Genomic DNA, 16510 nt, shown 5'->3' on the forward strand with positions numbered 1-16510 from the left:
TTGTTGGAGTCACAATTGAAACGTTTATAGAAATTATCAATGATTATATCATATGGTATAATACCAAAAGAATAAAGGCATCGTTGGGCTATTTGAGCCCTATGGAGTACAGGCAAAGTCTGGGACTAATTTGAAATAACATGGTCCAAGAATTTGTCCGCACCCCCTAGTGTCAATAATTTTGTGTAAATTGATAATCCCTCTGTACATGATTTCTGTCTGATGATTCAATTGTTGACAAAATTGCTTATGTTGATTACGTAGTTGATACAAGACAGGAATATGAATGGCTCATTGTATAAAGTATTCGTTTTAACCTATATGAATTATTTGCAGCTTTATTGAAAGCTGCATTTTTATTTCACATCTCTTATTTTATATTTGATAATAAAAATAGCGGTCATACCGCTATAAATAGTATTGCTGGAAATATTGTAAACGAATAAGATCATAAATAGCCATCAGCTGGTAATTAAAATCAACAGAATCAAACTTACCAGGTAAGACAAGGACACGTTCTTTTTCACTTAATGGTTCGTTTAAGAACTTTTTATTTTGGGTCAAAAGCAACGACTTTGCCCGTTCAACATGAAGATTTACCATATATTGCTTCATATGACTATAGGCACGTCCTGTCCCACTGACAATAATGGCAACATCATCTTCATTGAGTTCAATAGGATTATAATGATGGAACTGATAGAAAGGCTTTCCAAAAGTAATCATATCGGTCTGTAGTTCAATTGCTAAGGAAATAGGATAGAGTGCTCCAAAGATAAAGATACGCTTAGCATGATAGAAAGCGGAACAGATATCACTGACAAGTGTAGCCATTTCTTCTTCACTAATTGTCATGTCGAGCTTTCTTAAGAATTGTATTGGCTTGACATCAATCAGACGCACGCGTATTTGATTAAGACGAATTTGGTAATCGTTATAGAGTTTGAGCTTAAATTCTTCATAGTCATCAAAGCCAAAAGCGCCGATAAACTGTTGTAATTCGAGACGCTTGAAAGGTCCCTGTTCGAGAAAAGCAGCTTCGTCCATATTCTCAATTTCAAGATAATGGGCGACAATGAAATTACCAATTTTATAATAGGAATCATTAAATAATGCTCCATCCAAGTATGTCAGAATTCTACTTAACAACAAGTTCTGATTCACATTAGTCATAAACAATCACTCTCCGTATAAGTCTATTGTACCATATGATGATATTCCAATGAAAATGTTTTCAATTTTCTGAAAAAGAAATTATAATGAGCATATGAGAATTAGAAGATATCATCTGAATCAAATCAGATATAATAAAACAGAATATAGTGCATCACTTAAAGCATCCATTCTAAGAATTGGATTTTCATTGCCTATTCGTGCATCTTTGCAAGATGATGCATTGATTTGTCTTGATGGGCATAAGCGCCTGAGTGCGCTGGAAGATATTTTAAAAGAATATCCTGATTATAAGCGAGGGGATTATGTCTATGTTGAAATCATGGATAATGGTGATAGCCGTTCTAATGATAGCTGGAGAAGGAGGAATTTACATTAGTGAAGGCAAGTGAAATCCTGATATTGAATGGCTTAGGGACAAAGAAACAGGTCAAAAAATTGATTAAGAATAGACTGGTGTTTTTAAACGGTAGAGTCGTTGAGGAGGATCAGGAAGTTGAAGGTTCACTTTATTATCAAGAACAAGCCCTCGATATGCATCCTTTAAAATACATCATGTTGCATAAACCAACAGGCTATCTTTCGGCCAATAAGGATGAATATGAAAGGACGATTACGGATTTATTACCTTATAGGCATTTGTCGATGATTGGTAGACTTGATCGTGAGACTTCAGGTTTAATGCTTTTAACAAATGAAAAGAAACTTGCTAAAAGACTGATTCTACCTGAGTATCATATCGAGCGTACTTATCAGTTCACTTGTCTTAAACCACTTACATCAGATGATATACAAAGCTTTGCGGAAGGTATTGTCATTGATGGAAATATTAAGACAGAAAAAGTGCAATTGAGACTTGCTTCTAAGCAATCAGGAGAAATCACGTTGCATGAAGGCAAGTATCATGAAATTAGAAAAATGTTTTTAAGCTGTCATAATGGCATTAAGACACTCCATCGGATAAGCTATGGAGGAATCAGGCTTGATATTCCAGAGGGCAGCTATCGAGAACTTACAATAGAAGAAGTTAACCAGCTCCATAGGCTAGTAGAAGATGAGGAGGATTAATTATGGCTGTATTAGATGAAAATATATCGGTATTTCATTATTTTGAACAATTAACACAAATACCACATGGTTCATATAATGAGAAAGAACTTGCAAACTATCTCGAAGCATTTGCGAAAGCACATCATTTAGACTTTAAACGTGATGATATGGATAATGTTGTTATTTATCAGAAAGCAAGTGTAGGCTATGAGGAGAAAGAACCAATTATGTTGCAAGCCCATATGGATATGGTTTGTGTGAAGGCCCCTTCAAGTCATCATAATTTTGCGACTGATCCATTAGAATTACATATAGAGAATGGCTGGCTCTATGCCAATCATACAACATTAGGAGCGGATGATGGCATGGGTGTCGCATTAATGCTTGCCTTAATGGATGATGAGAATGTCAAGCATCCTGATTTAGTATGTGTATTTACTGTTCAGGAAGAAGCTGGGCTCTATGGGGCAGCAGGCATTGATCCACAGTGGCTCAAGGCACATCGCATGATATCTTTAGATGGTGAAACTTTTGGTGAAACAACAATTTCATCATGTGGTGGGCGTGATGTTATTTTCACAAGAACACTGAAACGTATTATCAACCATCACGATGTTTATAAGATAACTGTTAAAGGCTTAAAAGGTGGTCACAGTGGTGATGCTATTAACCAGGAACGTGCTAATGCGAATGTATTAATTGGACGCATCTTACAGGATCTTATGGCTAAGGGCATTAAATATCATTTAGTTGATATTAAAGGTGGTGAAAAGCCCAATGCCATACCTGTCTATGCCTCATGCCTTATTGCTACAGATACAGATATCACAGATGAAGTCATTAACTTCTTCACATCTATAAAAGAAGAATACCAATTCAGTGACGATGCTATTGTTGTAGAAGTAGAAGATACAATTTCAGATTATGCCTATAGCAGGGAAGATACATGGAATATTGTCAATGCAATTTTCTTAGCACCAAGAAGTGTACAAGCTTATTCCCCTAAGATTGATCATCTTCCTGAATATTCATTAAATCTTGGTGTTGTTTATATTGAAAATGATGAAATAACACTCTTCTGGTCATTAAGAGGAACATTAAAGAGTGAGCGTGATTACATGTCTAATCAGCTTGCTTCTTTGTCTGCTTTGTTGGAATTTGAAATGACATCTGGTGGAGAACATGAAGGCTGGAGCTATGATCCCGATTCGCCACTTAGAGATGCATTCGAGAAAACCTTCCGTGAGATGTTTGATGTTGACATGCGTGAGATTGCTACGCATGGTGGCCTGGAAACGGGTATTTTTAAAGGCTATGATCCGACAATGGATATTGTCACATTTGGTGCAACAGCCCTTGATATTCATACAGAAAATGAACATATGAATCTCTCTACACTCAAAGATGCCTATCGCTTCTTAGCATATTTCTTAGGAACGTTATAATATGAAATGTTATATTGCGAATAAGTGTGGTGGCTGTGATTATATCAATCAGGGATACCAAGCCTCCCTTGAATACAAAAATAAATATATCAGAGATCTCTTTAAAGAATTTAAAGTCAAAATTCATCCCATCCAACAAATGAATGATCCCTATGGCTATCGCAATAAAGTCATTATTGCCTTCAACAAAGACTATAGCTATGGACTCTATCAAGAAGGAACACATAAAATCATTCCTTATGAACACTGTTTATTACATAATGAAATAGAAGATAATATCATTAAAAAGATAGCACAGCTCTTCAAAAGATATCATGTCCCTATCTATGATATCAAAAGACATACAGGAGAAATCAGACATGTTGTTCTTCGTTATGCCAAAAAGACTGAACAATATATGATTACAATTGTCTCAACATCAGAAAGATTTAAAGGCAGCAAGAATTTTGCGAAAGAACTTACAAAAGCCTTTCCGCAGATCAAGACGATCGTTCTTAATACAAATAAACGTGATACTGTTGTTGTATTAGGAAATAGAGAACAGGTTCTATTTGGTAAGGGATTTATTGTAGATGAACTATGTGGCCTGTCATTCAAGATTTCCAGCAAGTCTTTCTATCAGATCAATCATGATCAGTGTGAGGCACTCTATGCAAAGGGATTATCTTTGATGCATCTCCAAAAAGATGATGTCGTTCTAGATACTTATTGCGGTATTGGGACAATAGGTATGATTGCTGCTAGTCAAGTTGAAAGAGTCATTGGCGTTGAGAAAAACAAGGATGCAGTACTGGATGCTAATATCAATAAGAAGGCCAATAACCTGCAAAACATCACATTCATCAATGCCGATGCCACTGAATATATGCAAGAAGCAAGCTATGAGAAGATGTATGTCGATAAGATCATCATGGATCCACCTCGAACTGGCAGTACAAAGGAATTCATTCAGGCAGCTTGCAGTATGCAACCAAGCGAAATTCTCTATATCTCCTGCGGACCAGAGACACAGGTCAGAGATCTTAAGCTCTTTAAAAAATATGGCTATACTTTTAAAGAAGTCTTCCCTTTTGATATGTTTCCGTTTACAAAGCACGTGGAGACGGTCTGTTTGCTGTCAAGGAAAGATAAATAAAGGCTAAAAAGTGGCGTGTTTCCGGGCTTTTTGTAAGGTGAGTATCATCGTAAGAAGCCTTGCGGAAAGCTCGGTTTTCTTGTATGGGAACATATCTACTTTTCGGTCTGGCTGGAGGAAAATTGAGTAACAGGAGAATAGCGGTAGGGTTTAGGCTGTGGAATAGATGACAGGAGGATTTGGTGTATGGCTGATTCACAGATTACAATATTTTATTCTTGGCAATCTGATTTGCCGGGAAGTGATACAAGGAACATAATACAAGACGGTATCAAAGATGCAGTTCGTTTGTTGAGAGATACAGTTGATATTGAAGCTGACCGTGATACAAAGGGAGAATTTGGGACCCCGGATATAGCGCAGACAATTTTTTCGAAGATTGATGATTGCGATATTTTTATTGCAGATGTTAGTGCGGTATGTCAATACGAGACAATTGATAAAGATGGAAATAAGAAGATAAAATATATGCCGAATCCTAATGTAATGCTTGAGTTAGGATATGCTACGCATGTTGTAGGTTGGGATAGAGTAATATGTGTTTTGAATTCTGATTTTGGAGCACCAGAGAATATGCCTTTCGATATCGCAAGTCGAAGATTGACTCCATTTTCATTAAAAGATGGAAAAAGCAAAGGCGAAATAAAACGGTATATAAAAAGTGTAATACAAGATACCGTTGAAAATGTACTGGAAAAGGGCAAGCGTACCAAATCAGGCTTCTCCAATTTACGTATAGGTAGTTACAATGATGGAGTGATTTCTGATAGTCTCAACCCGTATGAAATATCGAAGGCTTCTTTATTCATTAAACATAAAGAGAAAATACTAGAAGAATGCGCTGTGCTGTTAGAGCAAATTAAGAAGATTGGGATACCAAACCATTCAGAACTTCATAATGTAGAGGAGGAAAATGGTTCTTCTAAAGATGTTCCTGATATTATTCGTGAAGATGGAACAGTGTTAACTTCAATAAAAAATTCCTTTAAGTTGAACTTGTTTCAAAGACACAGGGTAAACATCAAAGATGAGGATAAAAAAGCTATTATTGATTTAGCAAAAGAATATCTTAATATAGATCTTTCCTGTGATAGAGACTTCTTTGATTTTGGAAATTTGGAAGCGCAGACAGAATTATTATGCGGAACGTCTTATGACGGAACACAAGAGGAAAAAGATAAGCATAATAAAATAACAGAGTTAGAATACAGTTTACATCGAGTGCAGATGATGGACAGGTACGTAACTACCTTTGACGGAATGTTGTTTTTGCCACTTGCAATTGAAAATGTTTCTACTGTTTACGACGAAGATGTTGATATTCACTTTAGTGTTAAAGGAAATGTTGATATAATTCGCCCATCGAAAAAACTGATAAAATCTGAAATGCAGGGATTGGAGGGCTTGATTTATAAGGAAGATATCATTAAGGAACTTTTATTGATGCCAGAAACAGCAGATATATCCTATGATACCGACATATCTTACAACATAAATGATAGTTTAGCAGAGAGTCAAGCTGCTTTCAGAGCACAGTTTAGTGGAGCTGGAATTAATGGAAATCCAAGATACAATTCAGACGATTATGGACGAGAAATATCAAAGTATATTGCGATACCGATTACAGACAGTGAGTTTGAGTTTTCCATTGGTTCGCTCAGAGCAAGGGAGAAAAAATGGTTAGGTCCAGCTTTATTAATAAGTTCATTGACAGAAAACTTTGATATAGAATACACTATAAAATCAAAGCATTCAGATGGAAATTTATCTGGAGTCATAACTTATACAAAGGAAAGAAAATAACCCTCCCGGCCATCACGGTCAGGAGAGTTTCGTGAATCTATGGAATTCATGCATCCACATCAATGCTGACGCCGGATTTCAGCTCGACGGTGATGCGGTCATCCCAGATGGTAGTGTGCTTGATCCAGCGTCACACCAGTGCTTCATCGAATTCTGTAAGATAGGTGGTTTGCTGCGAAATCTAATCCTGCAGGTCATTGATTCGCTTTATCTGTTCGTCCATTGTGGCGGTATTGACGGTTGTTTTCTGGCGGAGTTCTCGGAATCTGAAGATCTCATTCGCTATTTCGTCGTAGTCCTCTTTGCTGTTGGCTTTCTGGATCAATTCTTGTTGTAGAGCTATCAGCTTCTCGTCAATGCTGTCTATGGCTGTTGCCTGTGAAGCTCGGATGACTGCGGCAATGTTAAGCTGGAGCTGTGCCTGATAGCTGCTTTTGTCGCCGAGCATTTGATTGATTGCTTTGACGACAACATCTGACCTGTTTCTTATACGTAGAACAAACGAGGTTGAGGCGATGGCGGTTCTGCGTCAAATTTGACTTATATGTTGGAATCACTATAATAGTAGAAACGAATAAAAAAGTTGAACTTTTTTCCGTGGACGGGCGAGGTTTAGGCTGTGATATGGATAGCGGAATGTATCAAGAATTTTCTGCTACAGAATTTGTGGATATGTTTCCACGAACAAACGGAGATATATTGCTACATTTCGTATTAGTCTGAATAGGTTCCCTATGACCGACATCAATCCGGACCTATCGAGCTATGTTGAGACGGTATTATTGATGTCAAAGAAAAAATAAGAACAGCACGAAAACTACTGATAAACAGCGGTTTTCTCGCTTTTATGAAATTTTCAGAACTGCCAAAATCGTGCCAAAAAATAGCACATAGGGAACTTATCCAAGGCGTTTTTTACAGGGGTGTGTTTCGCAATTAAATAATCGGTCAGGTTGCGGCTCGTGATTGTATGTCGGGAAGTTAATCAAAACATGAGGAAAGTTGCATGAATTTTATCAGAGACAGGGAAAGTAATGTTCCCTTCAGTTTACATGATAGTCGGATATTACAAATTGAAATTAATGAAACAACATTAACTTTGAAATTAGACCGGATATTTCAATATGCTGACGATGAAGAAAAATGGTATCAGGGAATCATTGAGTTTACCAAAGTCAATATAGAAGAATGTGACATCATGGTGTTTCAAAGGCCGTATGGCTATGATGGTGAGAAATCGTTCACTGGAGAGACCTTATCTTTTGATGAATTTCAAAAACAATATCCTGATGCAGACTTTGAGATCGTTACAGAAGGCTATTCTGGATATGACACAACATTTCAAGGCTGGATATGGCAAGGAGAGAATGATCCAATCTTTGGAATTATGCGAATATGGAATACGGGAGATATGATCTATCGGATTTAACAAAATTCCATCTTGTTGATAAAAAAGAGCAGGCACTCCAGATGGGGTACCTGCTCTTTTATTCGTTGATGGTGATCTGCTAACCGGACTTGAACTTTATCATGGCTCTATCCTGGTAGATAATGATTTGCCAGATGAGCTTTCGCACCATGCGCTCGTCGAACTCGGTGATGTCGTTCTGCTGATCTTTTAAGAAAAAGATAGTTCATATTGAATTGTAAATTACAATATAATCATCAAACTTGTTTTGCTTCACGAATGGATCTAGTTTAAGTATGGCTGTTAGGAAAGTGATCGAAAGCATAACCATGACTTTGTTTTAGACAATTTTTCTCTGGTAGTGATTTTTAAAATAAGCTTTTTATTGATGATGAGCAGTAAGCCCTAATGAATCTTATATTCACTTATTGGTAATGGACGTGTGCTATAGATTTTATTAATGAATTTCATTTGTTAATTTGTGTTGCTTGTCGCAACGGCTCTTTTGACTATAAAATGGAGTTGTCAAACAGGAGGTATAAATCATGTTGAATGAAAATATAAAGAACTTAAGAAAGTCAAAAGGCATATCTCAGGAAGAACTTGCTATTAAGCTCAATGTAGTAAGACAAACAGTATCAAAATGGGAGAACGGATTATCAGTTCCGGATTCAAGTATGCTTATATCTTTAGCTGATGCATTGGATACATCAGTCAGTGAGCTACTTGGAGAAGTAACTATAAAACATGATGCTGACGACATCAAAGCAATATCGGAGAAATTAGAAATCATTAACCTTCAGTTAGCACAAAGAAGCTATGCAAGAGTGAAAACTATCCGTTGGCTGCTTATTGCATTATGTCTATGCATAGTTGTTATATTTATTGCTCTTCTAGCCATAAATGGTTCCTATATGAATTGGGATTATCATGATCCTGAATTAGCCGTTGCTGGAACAATCATACATGGCTTTGAATTTCTATTTGTGAGAATAGCACCTATTGTATTTCTAGCATCTATTATTGGAATTGTTCTGACATATAAAAAAAGATAATGTCTAAGCTTATCCCTTCCAGGCTATTATAGCTTCTTTAAAACAGATCAATGAAGCATTCACAAAAGCAAAGAATAGTAAGCCTAAAGGAAAGACAATTATAGTCATAGATGAATAATTGAAATTAAGCAGGTTCATGCGACTTGCTTTTTTTGTCATTGAAAACGACACTTATATGCAAGATGAGAAAGAGCTGATAAATAATGAATGAAGAACATGGCAAATTCTTACATGAATGGGTCATGAAAACACATAAAGATGACATTTTCGTACATTGTTGGAGTGTGTATACAGAAGTATAATAGTTGTATGAAGAGGAAATGAAATGATAAGAACACATAGTACTTTCAACAATGCAGAACTTGACTACCTAAGACTTCTTGCTAGAGAATATCCAACTGAGCAATCTGTTGCGACAGAGATGATTAATTTGAATGCGATTTTAAACTTGCCTAAAGCTACAGAACATTTTATGTCCGATATCCATGGTGAATATGAAGCTTTCAATCATATCATGAGAAGCGCCTCAGGTGCTATTCGTGAGAAGATTGATATTCTTTTTTCAGATAAACTCTCAGAACAGGAATGTGCTGCATTGGCAACATTAATCTACTATCCAGAAGAAAAGCTTGAAGAACTGCTTTCTCAAGTTCAAGATATGGATTTGTTTTATAATGAAACACTTAATGAACTGATTGAAATCTGCCATCTTGTCACATCGAAATATACACGCTCCAAAGTACGTAAAGCCTTACCCCCAGAGTATGCCTATGTGATTGATGAGCTTTTGAATACGGATTTCACTTTACATAATAAGCGAGAGTATTATCGTAATATTATTCGCACAATCATAGATATTGGTAAGGCAAAGGACTTTATTATCGCCCTTTGTGATGTTATTAAGCGACTTATTGTTGATCGATTACATATTGTTGGAGATATCTTTGATCGTGGTCCAAGAGCAGATATTGTCATGGAAGCCCTCATGCAGCATCATAAAGTCGATATCCAATGGGGCAATCATGATATCCTTTGGATGGGAGCAGCTGCTGGTAGTCCTATCTGTATTGCCAATGTACTCTTGAATTCCATTCTTTATAATAATCTGCATGTGATTGAGAATGGCTATGGCATTAGCCTTCGTTCGCTCGCATTATTTGCGAATGAATACTATCATGATGTGGATGTTTCAAGCTTTGCGACTAAAACAATGAATGACAAAACACTACCAAAGGATTTAGCTCTTTCAGCCCGTATGTCTAAAGCTATCTCCATTATTCTTTTTAAACTCACTGGGCAGTTTGTGAAACGTAATCCTGATTTTCATATGGAAGAGCGATGCCATCTTGACAAGATTGATTATGAAAAGGGAACAATTGTCTTAGCTAATGGCAAAACTTATACACTATGTGATATCAGCTTGCCAACAATCAATCCCGATGATCCTTATCAATTAATTAAAGAAGAAGAGAAGGTCATAGATGAATTCGTATCTTCATTTAAACAAAGTGAAAAGCTACAAAAACATGTTCGTTTTCTCTTTCAAAAAGGAAGTATTTATAAGGTTTACAATGGTAATCTTCTCACCCATGGTGGTATTCCTATGAATGAAGATGCCACTTTTAAATCTTTTAGCTTTGATGGCGTTACTTACAAAGGACGTGCTCTTATGGACTATCTAGAAGCACGAGCTCGCGAAGGTTATTTTGCGCTTGAAGGTAGTGAAACACGCCTAAAGGGTCAAGACTTTATGTGGTATCTCTGGTGTGGGAAGTGGTCACCATTATTTGCCCGCGCGAAAATGACAACTTTTGAACGTCATTTCATACATGACCATGAAACATGGAAAGAAGAGAAGGATCCCTATTATGAAATCACGAAAAGTGAAGAAGACTGTATGGTCATCCTTCATGAGTTTGGTCTGGATGGTCCCAATTGCCATATCATAAACGGACATGTCCCCATTAAAAGCAAAGATGGGGAAAGTCCTATTAAAGGTAATGGCCGTTTGTTTATTATTGATGGTGGTTTCTGCAAAGCTTATCAAAAAACAACAGGTATCGCTGGCTATACTTTAATCTACAATTCTCACTATATGCGCTTATCGGCACATGAACCTTTTGATGGCAAAGAGAATGCCATTCATGATAATAAGGACATCCTTTCATCAACAATCGTCTCCGAAGAACTCGATCATCGCTTAAAAATCAGTGAAATGGATCGTGGCAAGAAACTCAAAGCAGAAATAGAACATCTTCAAAAACTTCTTTATGCCTATCGCCATGGTATTATTGCTGAAAATAGTGCAAATGACTAATAGCCTTCTGATTATTTTCTTGATACAAGCGGCTTTTTGAATATTATAGAGTGGACTTTATCTAATGAAGTAAGTTTTCAACGGTCAGATGGCATTATGCAACTTAAGATGACAAAAAACATAAAAATTGTTATAAGTTTGCAACGAAAAACCCACACGCTTGCGTGTGGAATGAAAGTCGTTTTTCTTTATCTCGACATTAACATAGAATGAATATATGTATGAGATAAATCAACAAAGGAGAAAACAAATGTCACGATCTAAAAGCAATAATGTACAGATTAACATTTCTATTCCGGCTGAATGGAAAATGCAGCTTGAAAACATTGCATGTATATATTCTGTAGAAGAGGGTAAAACAATCACATTTCTCGACCTGATGCGTAGGGGGATCCAAGAAAAATATCAGTTAGGAGAAAACAATAATGAGCGAGGAACAATATCATAGCGCTTCGCATTGCAAGTATCTGACACAGTATCATATAATCTGGTGCTCGAAATTCAGGTTCTCCATTTTGCAAAGCGGGGCTTATGATGCATTGAAAAATATTCTTGCTGACATTTGTAAACACTACGGATATGAAATCAAGGCGTTGGAAGTAATGCCTGACCATATACACATATTCGTAGATTGTCCTCAAACAGTTGCCCCTTGTGATATAGGAAAAAGTAAAAATAACCCTTCTTGCATCATAGCTAGGAGGGGTTGTTTTATTTTTAAATTCTTATATTGAGTTTAGTGACACTATCCTTGTCAAAGATATTTCTATAAAAGTAAGTTAAGAGTTGGGTGAATATTCATGAAAATGACATTGACATAAGGTTGAAGCTTTGTTAATGTATCAGTGCTAGATACAAATACAAATAAATAAAAGGGAGTTAAGATATGAATACAGAATTCATTAAAAAAAGAATAAGTGTACGAACATATAAAGAACAAAAAATACCTGATGAAATCTTAGAGAAAGTGAAATCATTCCTCCAGAATGATACAGGTCTTTTTAATATTCCTATTACTTTTACTATATTAGATGCAATTAAATCAGGTGTTAAAAGTCCAGTTATTATTGGTGCTGATACATATATCGCAGGAAAATACAAAAAACAAAAGAATGCAGATATTTCATTTGGATATGCATTTGAGAAGCTTGTGCTTTATGCGACATCATTGGGATTAGGAACAGTATGGCTAGCAGCCACAATTGATCGTAAATCATTTGAAAAAGCTATAGATTTAAAAGAAGATGAAGTGATGCCTGCAGTTACACCTATCGGCTATGCAGCCGACAAACGATCCCTCCGTGAAAGTATGATGCGTAAAGGCTTGAAGTCGGAAACCCGTGTTCCATTTGATCAGCTGTTTTTTAAAGACAACTTTGATAAGCCATTATACAAGGAAGAGAGTGGTATTTGGGCATTACCTTTAGAATTGGTAAGACTCGCTCCATCGGCTACAAATAAACAGCCTTGGCGAGCTGTTGTAGAAAAGGATAAAGTCCATTTCTATGAAAAAAAGACGAAGGGTTATGCAAGTGAAGACACTGGTGATATCCAGAAGGTTGATTTAGGTATTGCCCTCTGTCATTTTGAAATAGCGGCACAGGAAAGTGGCTTAGAAGGTCAGTTGATTCAAAAGAATCCAGGACTTTCTGTAGCTGAAGATATGGATTATATAGCAACATATCAATTGGAGGTGAAATAATGGATATAAAGTTCTCTTCTGCGATTCATACACTCATTCTTATTGCGGAATCAGAAACACCAATGAATTCAGAACAAATCGCAACAAGCGTAGGAACAAACGCAAGCTATATTAGAAAACTTACGACAAGACTTAGAAAAGCGGGAATGATCGAAGGCCGACGTGGAATTAGCGGATTTAAGTTAATCAAGAAGCCTGAGGACATCTCTTTACTTGATATTTATGACACTGTTATGGAAACTGAGTCATTGCATCTCTTTGATATCCACCAGAATTCTAACGATACATGTATTGTCGGACATAATATTCGTCCAGTTCTCAATGGCATGTTCCGCAATATGGAAGAACGTGTAGAGAATGAATTAAAATCAATCACTTTAGCTGATTGTATAAATAACATGCGCCAATATATCAATGAAAATAATGAAAAGGAGAAACAAGAATGAAAGCAGCAGTATTAACACATTATGATAAGAATGGAACAAATTTAGAATTGAGAGATATACCAATTCCTGTCTTGGAAGATGATGAGGTTCTTGTAAGAATTAAAGTGGCAGCTGTCAATCCATTAGACAATATGATTATTCGTGGTGATGTGAAGCTTGTTGTACCTTATAAGATGCCATTGATTATGGGCAACGAGTTCTCTGGTGTTATTGAGAAAACAGGCAAGAATGCCAAACGTTTTAAAGTTGGAGATAGAGTATATGGCCGTATGCCTCTCAAGAAAATAGGTGCGTTTGCAGAGTATGCAGCTATTGAAGAATCAGCAATTGCACTTATACCTGAATATTTATCTTATGAAGAAGCAGCATCAGTCCCTCTTACTGCCTTAACTGCAATGCAGGCTTTTGAAATCATGCAGGTTAAAGCTGGTGAAACGATATTTATTTCGGGAGGAACAGGAAGTTTAGGCGCAATGGCCATTCCTATTGCGAAAAGCTTAGGACTTCATGTTTATACAAATGGCAGTCAGGAAAATGAAGAACGTGTCAGAAAGCTTGGAGCAGAGAAATTTATTGACTATAAGAAAGAAAACTATGTAGATGTATTAGCTGATGTAGATCATGTTCTTGATACTCTTGGAGATAGAGAACTTCCTAATGAATTCAAAGTTTTAAAAAGAGGCGGCAATCTTGTATCTCTCCGTGGTTTACCTAATGGTCGATTTGCGAAAAGAAATAATATGTCTTTCTTCAAACAGATGTTATTTAAGATGGCGGGAAGAAAATATGACAAGATGGCTGCTATGAAAAATCAAACCTATGATTTTATCTTTGTCCATGAAGATAGCAAACAGCTTGAAAAAATCAGTGAAATCTTTACTAAAGATCATCCAATTGAAACATCCCTTGATACAACATTTACTCTAGATCAAATCAATGAAGCACTTGCGAAAGTAAGACAGGGCAAGTCTAAAGGAAAAACAATTATTGTCATGGAATAATCATTGGAATTGAGCAGGTTTCAATACCTGCTTTTTTACATATGAATAAATATTTCAATGTTAGGGTAATGGTTTGTGAAGATGTCTATATAAAGCTGTTGAAATCATACATAAGTAATGATGATCAGTAAATCTCATTTCTAGTATTGCTTTAAAGCATTCTTTTATGAGATTATTTTGATATAATGAATAGAGAAATATAAAATGAAAGAAAAGAGGAAGAACGTGAAGAACTGGAACTGGAAGTGGACAAGAAAACCAAAAGCTTATTCTATCTCGGATGAGAAAATTGAAATTGTGACAAATCCTCATACAGATTTATGGCAAAGAACTTATTATCATTTTCGAAATGATAATGCTCCTGTTTTACAATTAACAACATCTGAAAAGTATTTTTCTTTTATTGTAAAGACGGAATTTGAAAGTAAAGTACGCTTTGATCAGTGTGGAATTATTATGTATCTTGATAGTGAAAACTGGCTCAAGGGCTCTATTGAATACGAAAATGAAGTATTTCAGCATCTTGGTAGTGTAGTGACACAAAATGGCTATTCAGATTGGGCAACAACGGAAATAGAGGCCAATATTAAATCTATGTGGTATAGATTTAGTAGACGTGAGGATGATTTCTGTATTGAATGCTCTAAAGATGGGCAAAAATATCAACAAATGCGTATTTGCCATATGACAAAAGCCAATGATGAAATCAAGTTTGGCATCTATGCATGCTCTCCTGAAGAATCATCATTTAAGGCAGTCTTTACAAATATGGAAATAACAGAATGTCAGTGGCTAGCCCATGATGGTCAGGCTCCTGATGAAGAATAAATAGAAAACACGAGGTATATATGCATCATATTGGAACAAAAACAATTGCGACAGAACGTTTAATATTAAGACAATTTACCATTGAAGATAGCCAAGCTATGTATACAAACTGGGCGACAGATGATAAAGTGACAGCATATCTTACTTGGCCAACACATACAAGTGAAGAAGTTACTAAAAGTATTCTTAATGACTGGGTTGATTCCTATAAGAAGCCTGATACCTATCATTGGGCAATCACACTAAAGTCATTCAACAATCAGCCAATTGGCAGTATTACAGTTGTTGAACTGAGAGAGAAGGCGAAAGTGGCACAGTTGGGATATTGTATAGGAAGTAAATGGTGGCATCAAGGCCTAACTTCAGAAGCCCTTAATGCAGTAAAGAATTTCCTTTTTGATGAAGTAGGATTCAACAGAATTGAAGCCAAACATGATATCAACAATCCTAATTCAGGAAAAGTTATGTTGAAATGTGGACTCAAATATGAAGGCACATTAAAGCAGGCATACTGGAATAATCATGGTATTTGTGATTGTAGTATATATGGCTTAGTAAACCAAGATCGATAATTGAAGTTAAGCAGATATCTTTAAGAATACCTGCTTTTTTTTGCATAGAGATGTTGTCTTCGCCCAAGCTGAAGAGGGAATAGGGGAAGACAATGTAGAGATAGTCTTAGAAAACAATTTCACAAAAGTATATAAAGGAGCAATCATGGACAGATTAGAAGCTTTTGAAAAGATGCTTGCAGATATCCAAAAACAAGCTGACTACGAAAAAGAACGTTTAAAAATCATGAAAGAGGAAGGTAAAGAAAAGACGGCGACATATCGACAGTATCTAGGTAACCGCATAATGTATCGTTTTTTCTTGATAAGTATCAACAATATGGATTAATAGAAGAGAAAGATGAGAAATTTGACACTCCCCATGCCTAAAGGCAGGGGATTCTTGCTACCTGCCACTACATAGTGGCTGACCATTACATTTCTGTTAAGTCGTAGTGCAAGGTATGGATGTGCCATCACCCATCATAGGGCAGAACATATAGTTCCCTACGCAGTATGTCTGATATTACTATCGCCAACATACTCAGTTGAGTTGCAGATGTTCATGGCTCCAAGAATATCTCGGTGAATGTGGA

General features: G+C 36.2%; 19 protein-coding genes. 18 read left to right on the top strand and 1 reads right to left on the bottom strand.

Annotated elements, in window-relative coordinates:
* A partial coding sequence (locus tag FYJ79_RS11345; RefSeq protein WP_154518461.1) for an IS3 family transposase occupies nt 1-134 on the top strand: 134 nt, incomplete at its 5' end.
* A 274-nt stretch (nt 135-408) separates the two neighbouring features.
* On the opposite strand, the gene FYJ79_RS11350 is transcribed toward FYJ79_RS11345, so the two are convergent.
* Nucleotides 409-1173: a MurR/RpiR family transcriptional regulator gene (locus tag FYJ79_RS11350; RefSeq protein ID WP_154518464.1), complete on the bottom strand. Its 765-nt coding sequence runs from the start codon at nt 1171-1173 to the stop codon at nt 409-411.
* 94 nt (nt 1174-1267) lie between these two features.
* On the opposite strand from FYJ79_RS11350, the gene FYJ79_RS11355 reads away from it, so the two are divergent.
* The 17 genes from FYJ79_RS11355 (at nt 1268) to FYJ79_RS11435 (ending at nt 16263) form a co-directional block, all read left to right on the top strand.
* Nucleotides 1268-1552 (top strand): hypothetical protein, encoded by a 285-nt coding sequence (locus FYJ79_RS11355; RefSeq protein ID WP_154518467.1) that lies wholly within the window; start codon nt 1268-1270, stop codon nt 1550-1552.
* Nucleotides 1552-2241 carry a pseudouridine synthase gene (locus FYJ79_RS11360; protein ID WP_154518470.1) on the top strand — a complete coding sequence of 230 codons (690 nt, stop codon included), beginning with the start codon at nt 1552-1554 and terminating at the stop codon, nt 2239-2241. Before FYJ79_RS11355 ends, FYJ79_RS11360 begins: the two co-directional genes overlap by 1 nt.
* A gap of 2 nt (nt 2242-2243) precedes the next feature.
* Complete coding sequence (gene pepD, locus FYJ79_RS11365; RefSeq protein ID WP_154518473.1) at nt 2244-3668, top strand: beta-Ala-His dipeptidase; 1425 nt, start codon at nt 2244-2246, stop codon at nt 3666-3668.
* Nucleotide 3669: 1 nt separating this feature from the next.
* Complete coding sequence (gene rlmD, locus FYJ79_RS11370; RefSeq protein ID WP_154518476.1) at nt 3670-4803, top strand: 23S rRNA (uracil(1939)-C(5))-methyltransferase RlmD; 1134 nt, start codon at nt 3670-3672, stop codon at nt 4801-4803.
* A 186-nt stretch (nt 4804-4989) separates the two neighbouring features.
* A complete protein-coding gene (locus FYJ79_RS11375) occupies nt 4990-6606 on the top strand; it encodes a hypothetical protein (RefSeq protein ID WP_154518479.1) in 1617 nt (538 codons plus the stop codon).
* Between the two features lie 31 nt (nt 6607-6637).
* Nucleotides 6638-6943, top strand: coding sequence for a hypothetical protein (locus FYJ79_RS11380; protein ID WP_154518482.1), 306 nt, complete (start codon nt 6638-6640; stop codon nt 6941-6943).
* Between the two features lie 669 nt (nt 6944-7612).
* Entirely contained in the window at nt 7613-8035 is a 423-nt protein-coding gene (locus FYJ79_RS11385; protein WP_154518485.1) for a hypothetical protein, read from the top strand.
* A 524-nt stretch (nt 8036-8559) separates the two neighbouring features.
* Nucleotides 8560-9069 carry a helix-turn-helix domain-containing protein gene (locus tag FYJ79_RS11390; RefSeq protein ID WP_154518488.1) on the top strand — a complete coding sequence of 170 codons (510 nt, stop codon included), beginning with the start codon at nt 8560-8562 and terminating at the stop codon, nt 9067-9069.
* Nucleotides 9070-9394: 325 nt separating this feature from the next.
* Entirely contained in the window at nt 9395-11386 is a 1992-nt protein-coding gene (locus FYJ79_RS11395; protein WP_154518491.1) for a fructose-1,6-bisphosphatase, read from the top strand.
* Nucleotides 11387-11636: 250 nt separating this feature from the next.
* Nucleotides 11637-11834, top strand: a complete 198-nt coding sequence (locus FYJ79_RS11400) for a hypothetical protein (protein ID WP_154518494.1) — start codon at nt 11637-11639, stop codon at nt 11832-11834.
* A complete protein-coding gene (gene tnpA / locus FYJ79_RS11405; RefSeq protein ID WP_229771463.1) occupies nt 11812-12120 on the top strand; it encodes an IS200/IS605 family transposase in 309 nt (102 codons plus the stop codon). The genes FYJ79_RS11400 and tnpA overlap by 23 nt, the downstream gene beginning before the upstream one ends.
* A 152-nt stretch (nt 12121-12272) precedes the next feature.
* Nucleotides 12273-13088, top strand: coding sequence for a nitroreductase family protein (locus tag FYJ79_RS11410; RefSeq protein WP_154518497.1), 816 nt, complete (start codon nt 12273-12275; stop codon nt 13086-13088).
* A complete protein-coding gene (locus tag FYJ79_RS11415; protein ID WP_154518500.1) occupies nt 13088-13534 on the top strand; it encodes an Rrf2 family transcriptional regulator in 447 nt (148 codons plus the stop codon). Before FYJ79_RS11410 ends, FYJ79_RS11415 begins: the two co-directional genes overlap by 1 nt.
* Complete coding sequence (locus FYJ79_RS11420) at nt 13531-14535, top strand: NADP-dependent oxidoreductase (RefSeq protein ID WP_154518503.1); 1005 nt, start codon at nt 13531-13533, stop codon at nt 14533-14535. The genes FYJ79_RS11415 and FYJ79_RS11420 overlap by 4 nt, the downstream gene beginning before the upstream one ends.
* 204 nt (nt 14536-14739) lie before the next feature.
* Nucleotides 14740-15363, top strand: a complete 624-nt coding sequence (locus FYJ79_RS11425; protein ID WP_154518506.1) for a DUF1349 domain-containing protein — start codon at nt 14740-14742, stop codon at nt 15361-15363.
* A 20-nt stretch (nt 15364-15383) separates the two neighbouring features.
* On the top strand, nt 15384-15935 hold the full coding sequence (locus FYJ79_RS11430; RefSeq protein WP_154518509.1) for a GNAT family N-acetyltransferase: 552 nt from the start codon (nt 15384-15386) through the stop codon (nt 15933-15935).
* 145 nt (nt 15936-16080) lie between these two features.
* On the top strand, nt 16081-16263 hold the full coding sequence (locus FYJ79_RS11435) for a hypothetical protein (protein WP_229771464.1): 183 nt from the start codon (nt 16081-16083) through the stop codon (nt 16261-16263).
* Nucleotides 16264-16510 lie beyond the last annotated feature (247 nt).

Source organism: Sharpea porci (assembly GCF_009695655.1).
Taxonomy (GTDB): domain Bacteria; phylum Bacillota_I; class Bacilli_A; order Erysipelotrichales; family Coprobacillaceae; genus Sharpea; species Sharpea porci.

Bases quoted from the DNA above. Each gene is read 5' to 3' on its own strand.
- FYJ79_RS11350 (WP_154518464.1), bottom strand. From the start codon at position 1,173: ATGACTAATGTGAATCAGAACTTGTTGTTAAGTAGAATTCTGACATAC.
- FYJ79_RS11355 (WP_154518467.1), top strand. From the start codon at position 1,268: ATGAGAATTAGAAGATATCATCTGAATCAAATCAGATATAATAAAACA.
- pepD (WP_154518473.1), top strand. From the start codon at position 2,244: ATGGCTGTATTAGATGAAAATATATCGGTATTTCATTATTTTGAACAA.
- rlmD (WP_154518476.1), top strand. From the start codon at position 3,670: ATGAAATGTTATATTGCGAATAAGTGTGGTGGCTGTGATTATATCAAT.
- FYJ79_RS11375 (WP_154518479.1), top strand. From the start codon at position 4,990: ATGGCTGATTCACAGATTACAATATTTTATTCTTGGCAATCTGATTTG.
- FYJ79_RS11385 (WP_154518485.1), top strand. From the start codon at position 7,613: ATGAATTTTATCAGAGACAGGGAAAGTAATGTTCCCTTCAGTTTACAT.
- FYJ79_RS11390 (WP_154518488.1), top strand. From the start codon at position 8,560: ATGTTGAATGAAAATATAAAGAACTTAAGAAAGTCAAAAGGCATATCT.
- FYJ79_RS11395 (WP_154518491.1), top strand. From the start codon at position 9,395: ATGATAAGAACACATAGTACTTTCAACAATGCAGAACTTGACTACCTA.
- FYJ79_RS11400 (WP_154518494.1), top strand. From the start codon at position 11,637: ATGTCACGATCTAAAAGCAATAATGTACAGATTAACATTTCTATTCCG.
- tnpA (WP_229771463.1), top strand. From the start codon at position 11,812: ATGAGCGAGGAACAATATCATAGCGCTTCGCATTGCAAGTATCTGACA.
- FYJ79_RS11410 (WP_154518497.1), top strand. From the start codon at position 12,273: ATGAATACAGAATTCATTAAAAAAAGAATAAGTGTACGAACATATAAA.
- FYJ79_RS11415 (WP_154518500.1), top strand. From the start codon at position 13,088: ATGGATATAAAGTTCTCTTCTGCGATTCATACACTCATTCTTATTGCG.
- FYJ79_RS11420 (WP_154518503.1), top strand. From the start codon at position 13,531: ATGAAAGCAGCAGTATTAACACATTATGATAAGAATGGAACAAATTTA.
- FYJ79_RS11425 (WP_154518506.1), top strand. From the start codon at position 14,740: ATGAAAGAAAAGAGGAAGAACGTGAAGAACTGGAACTGGAAGTGGACA.
- FYJ79_RS11430 (WP_154518509.1), top strand. From the start codon at position 15,384: ATGCATCATATTGGAACAAAAACAATTGCGACAGAACGTTTAATATTA.
- FYJ79_RS11435 (WP_229771464.1), top strand. From the start codon at position 16,081: ATGGACAGATTAGAAGCTTTTGAAAAGATGCTTGCAGATATCCAAAAA.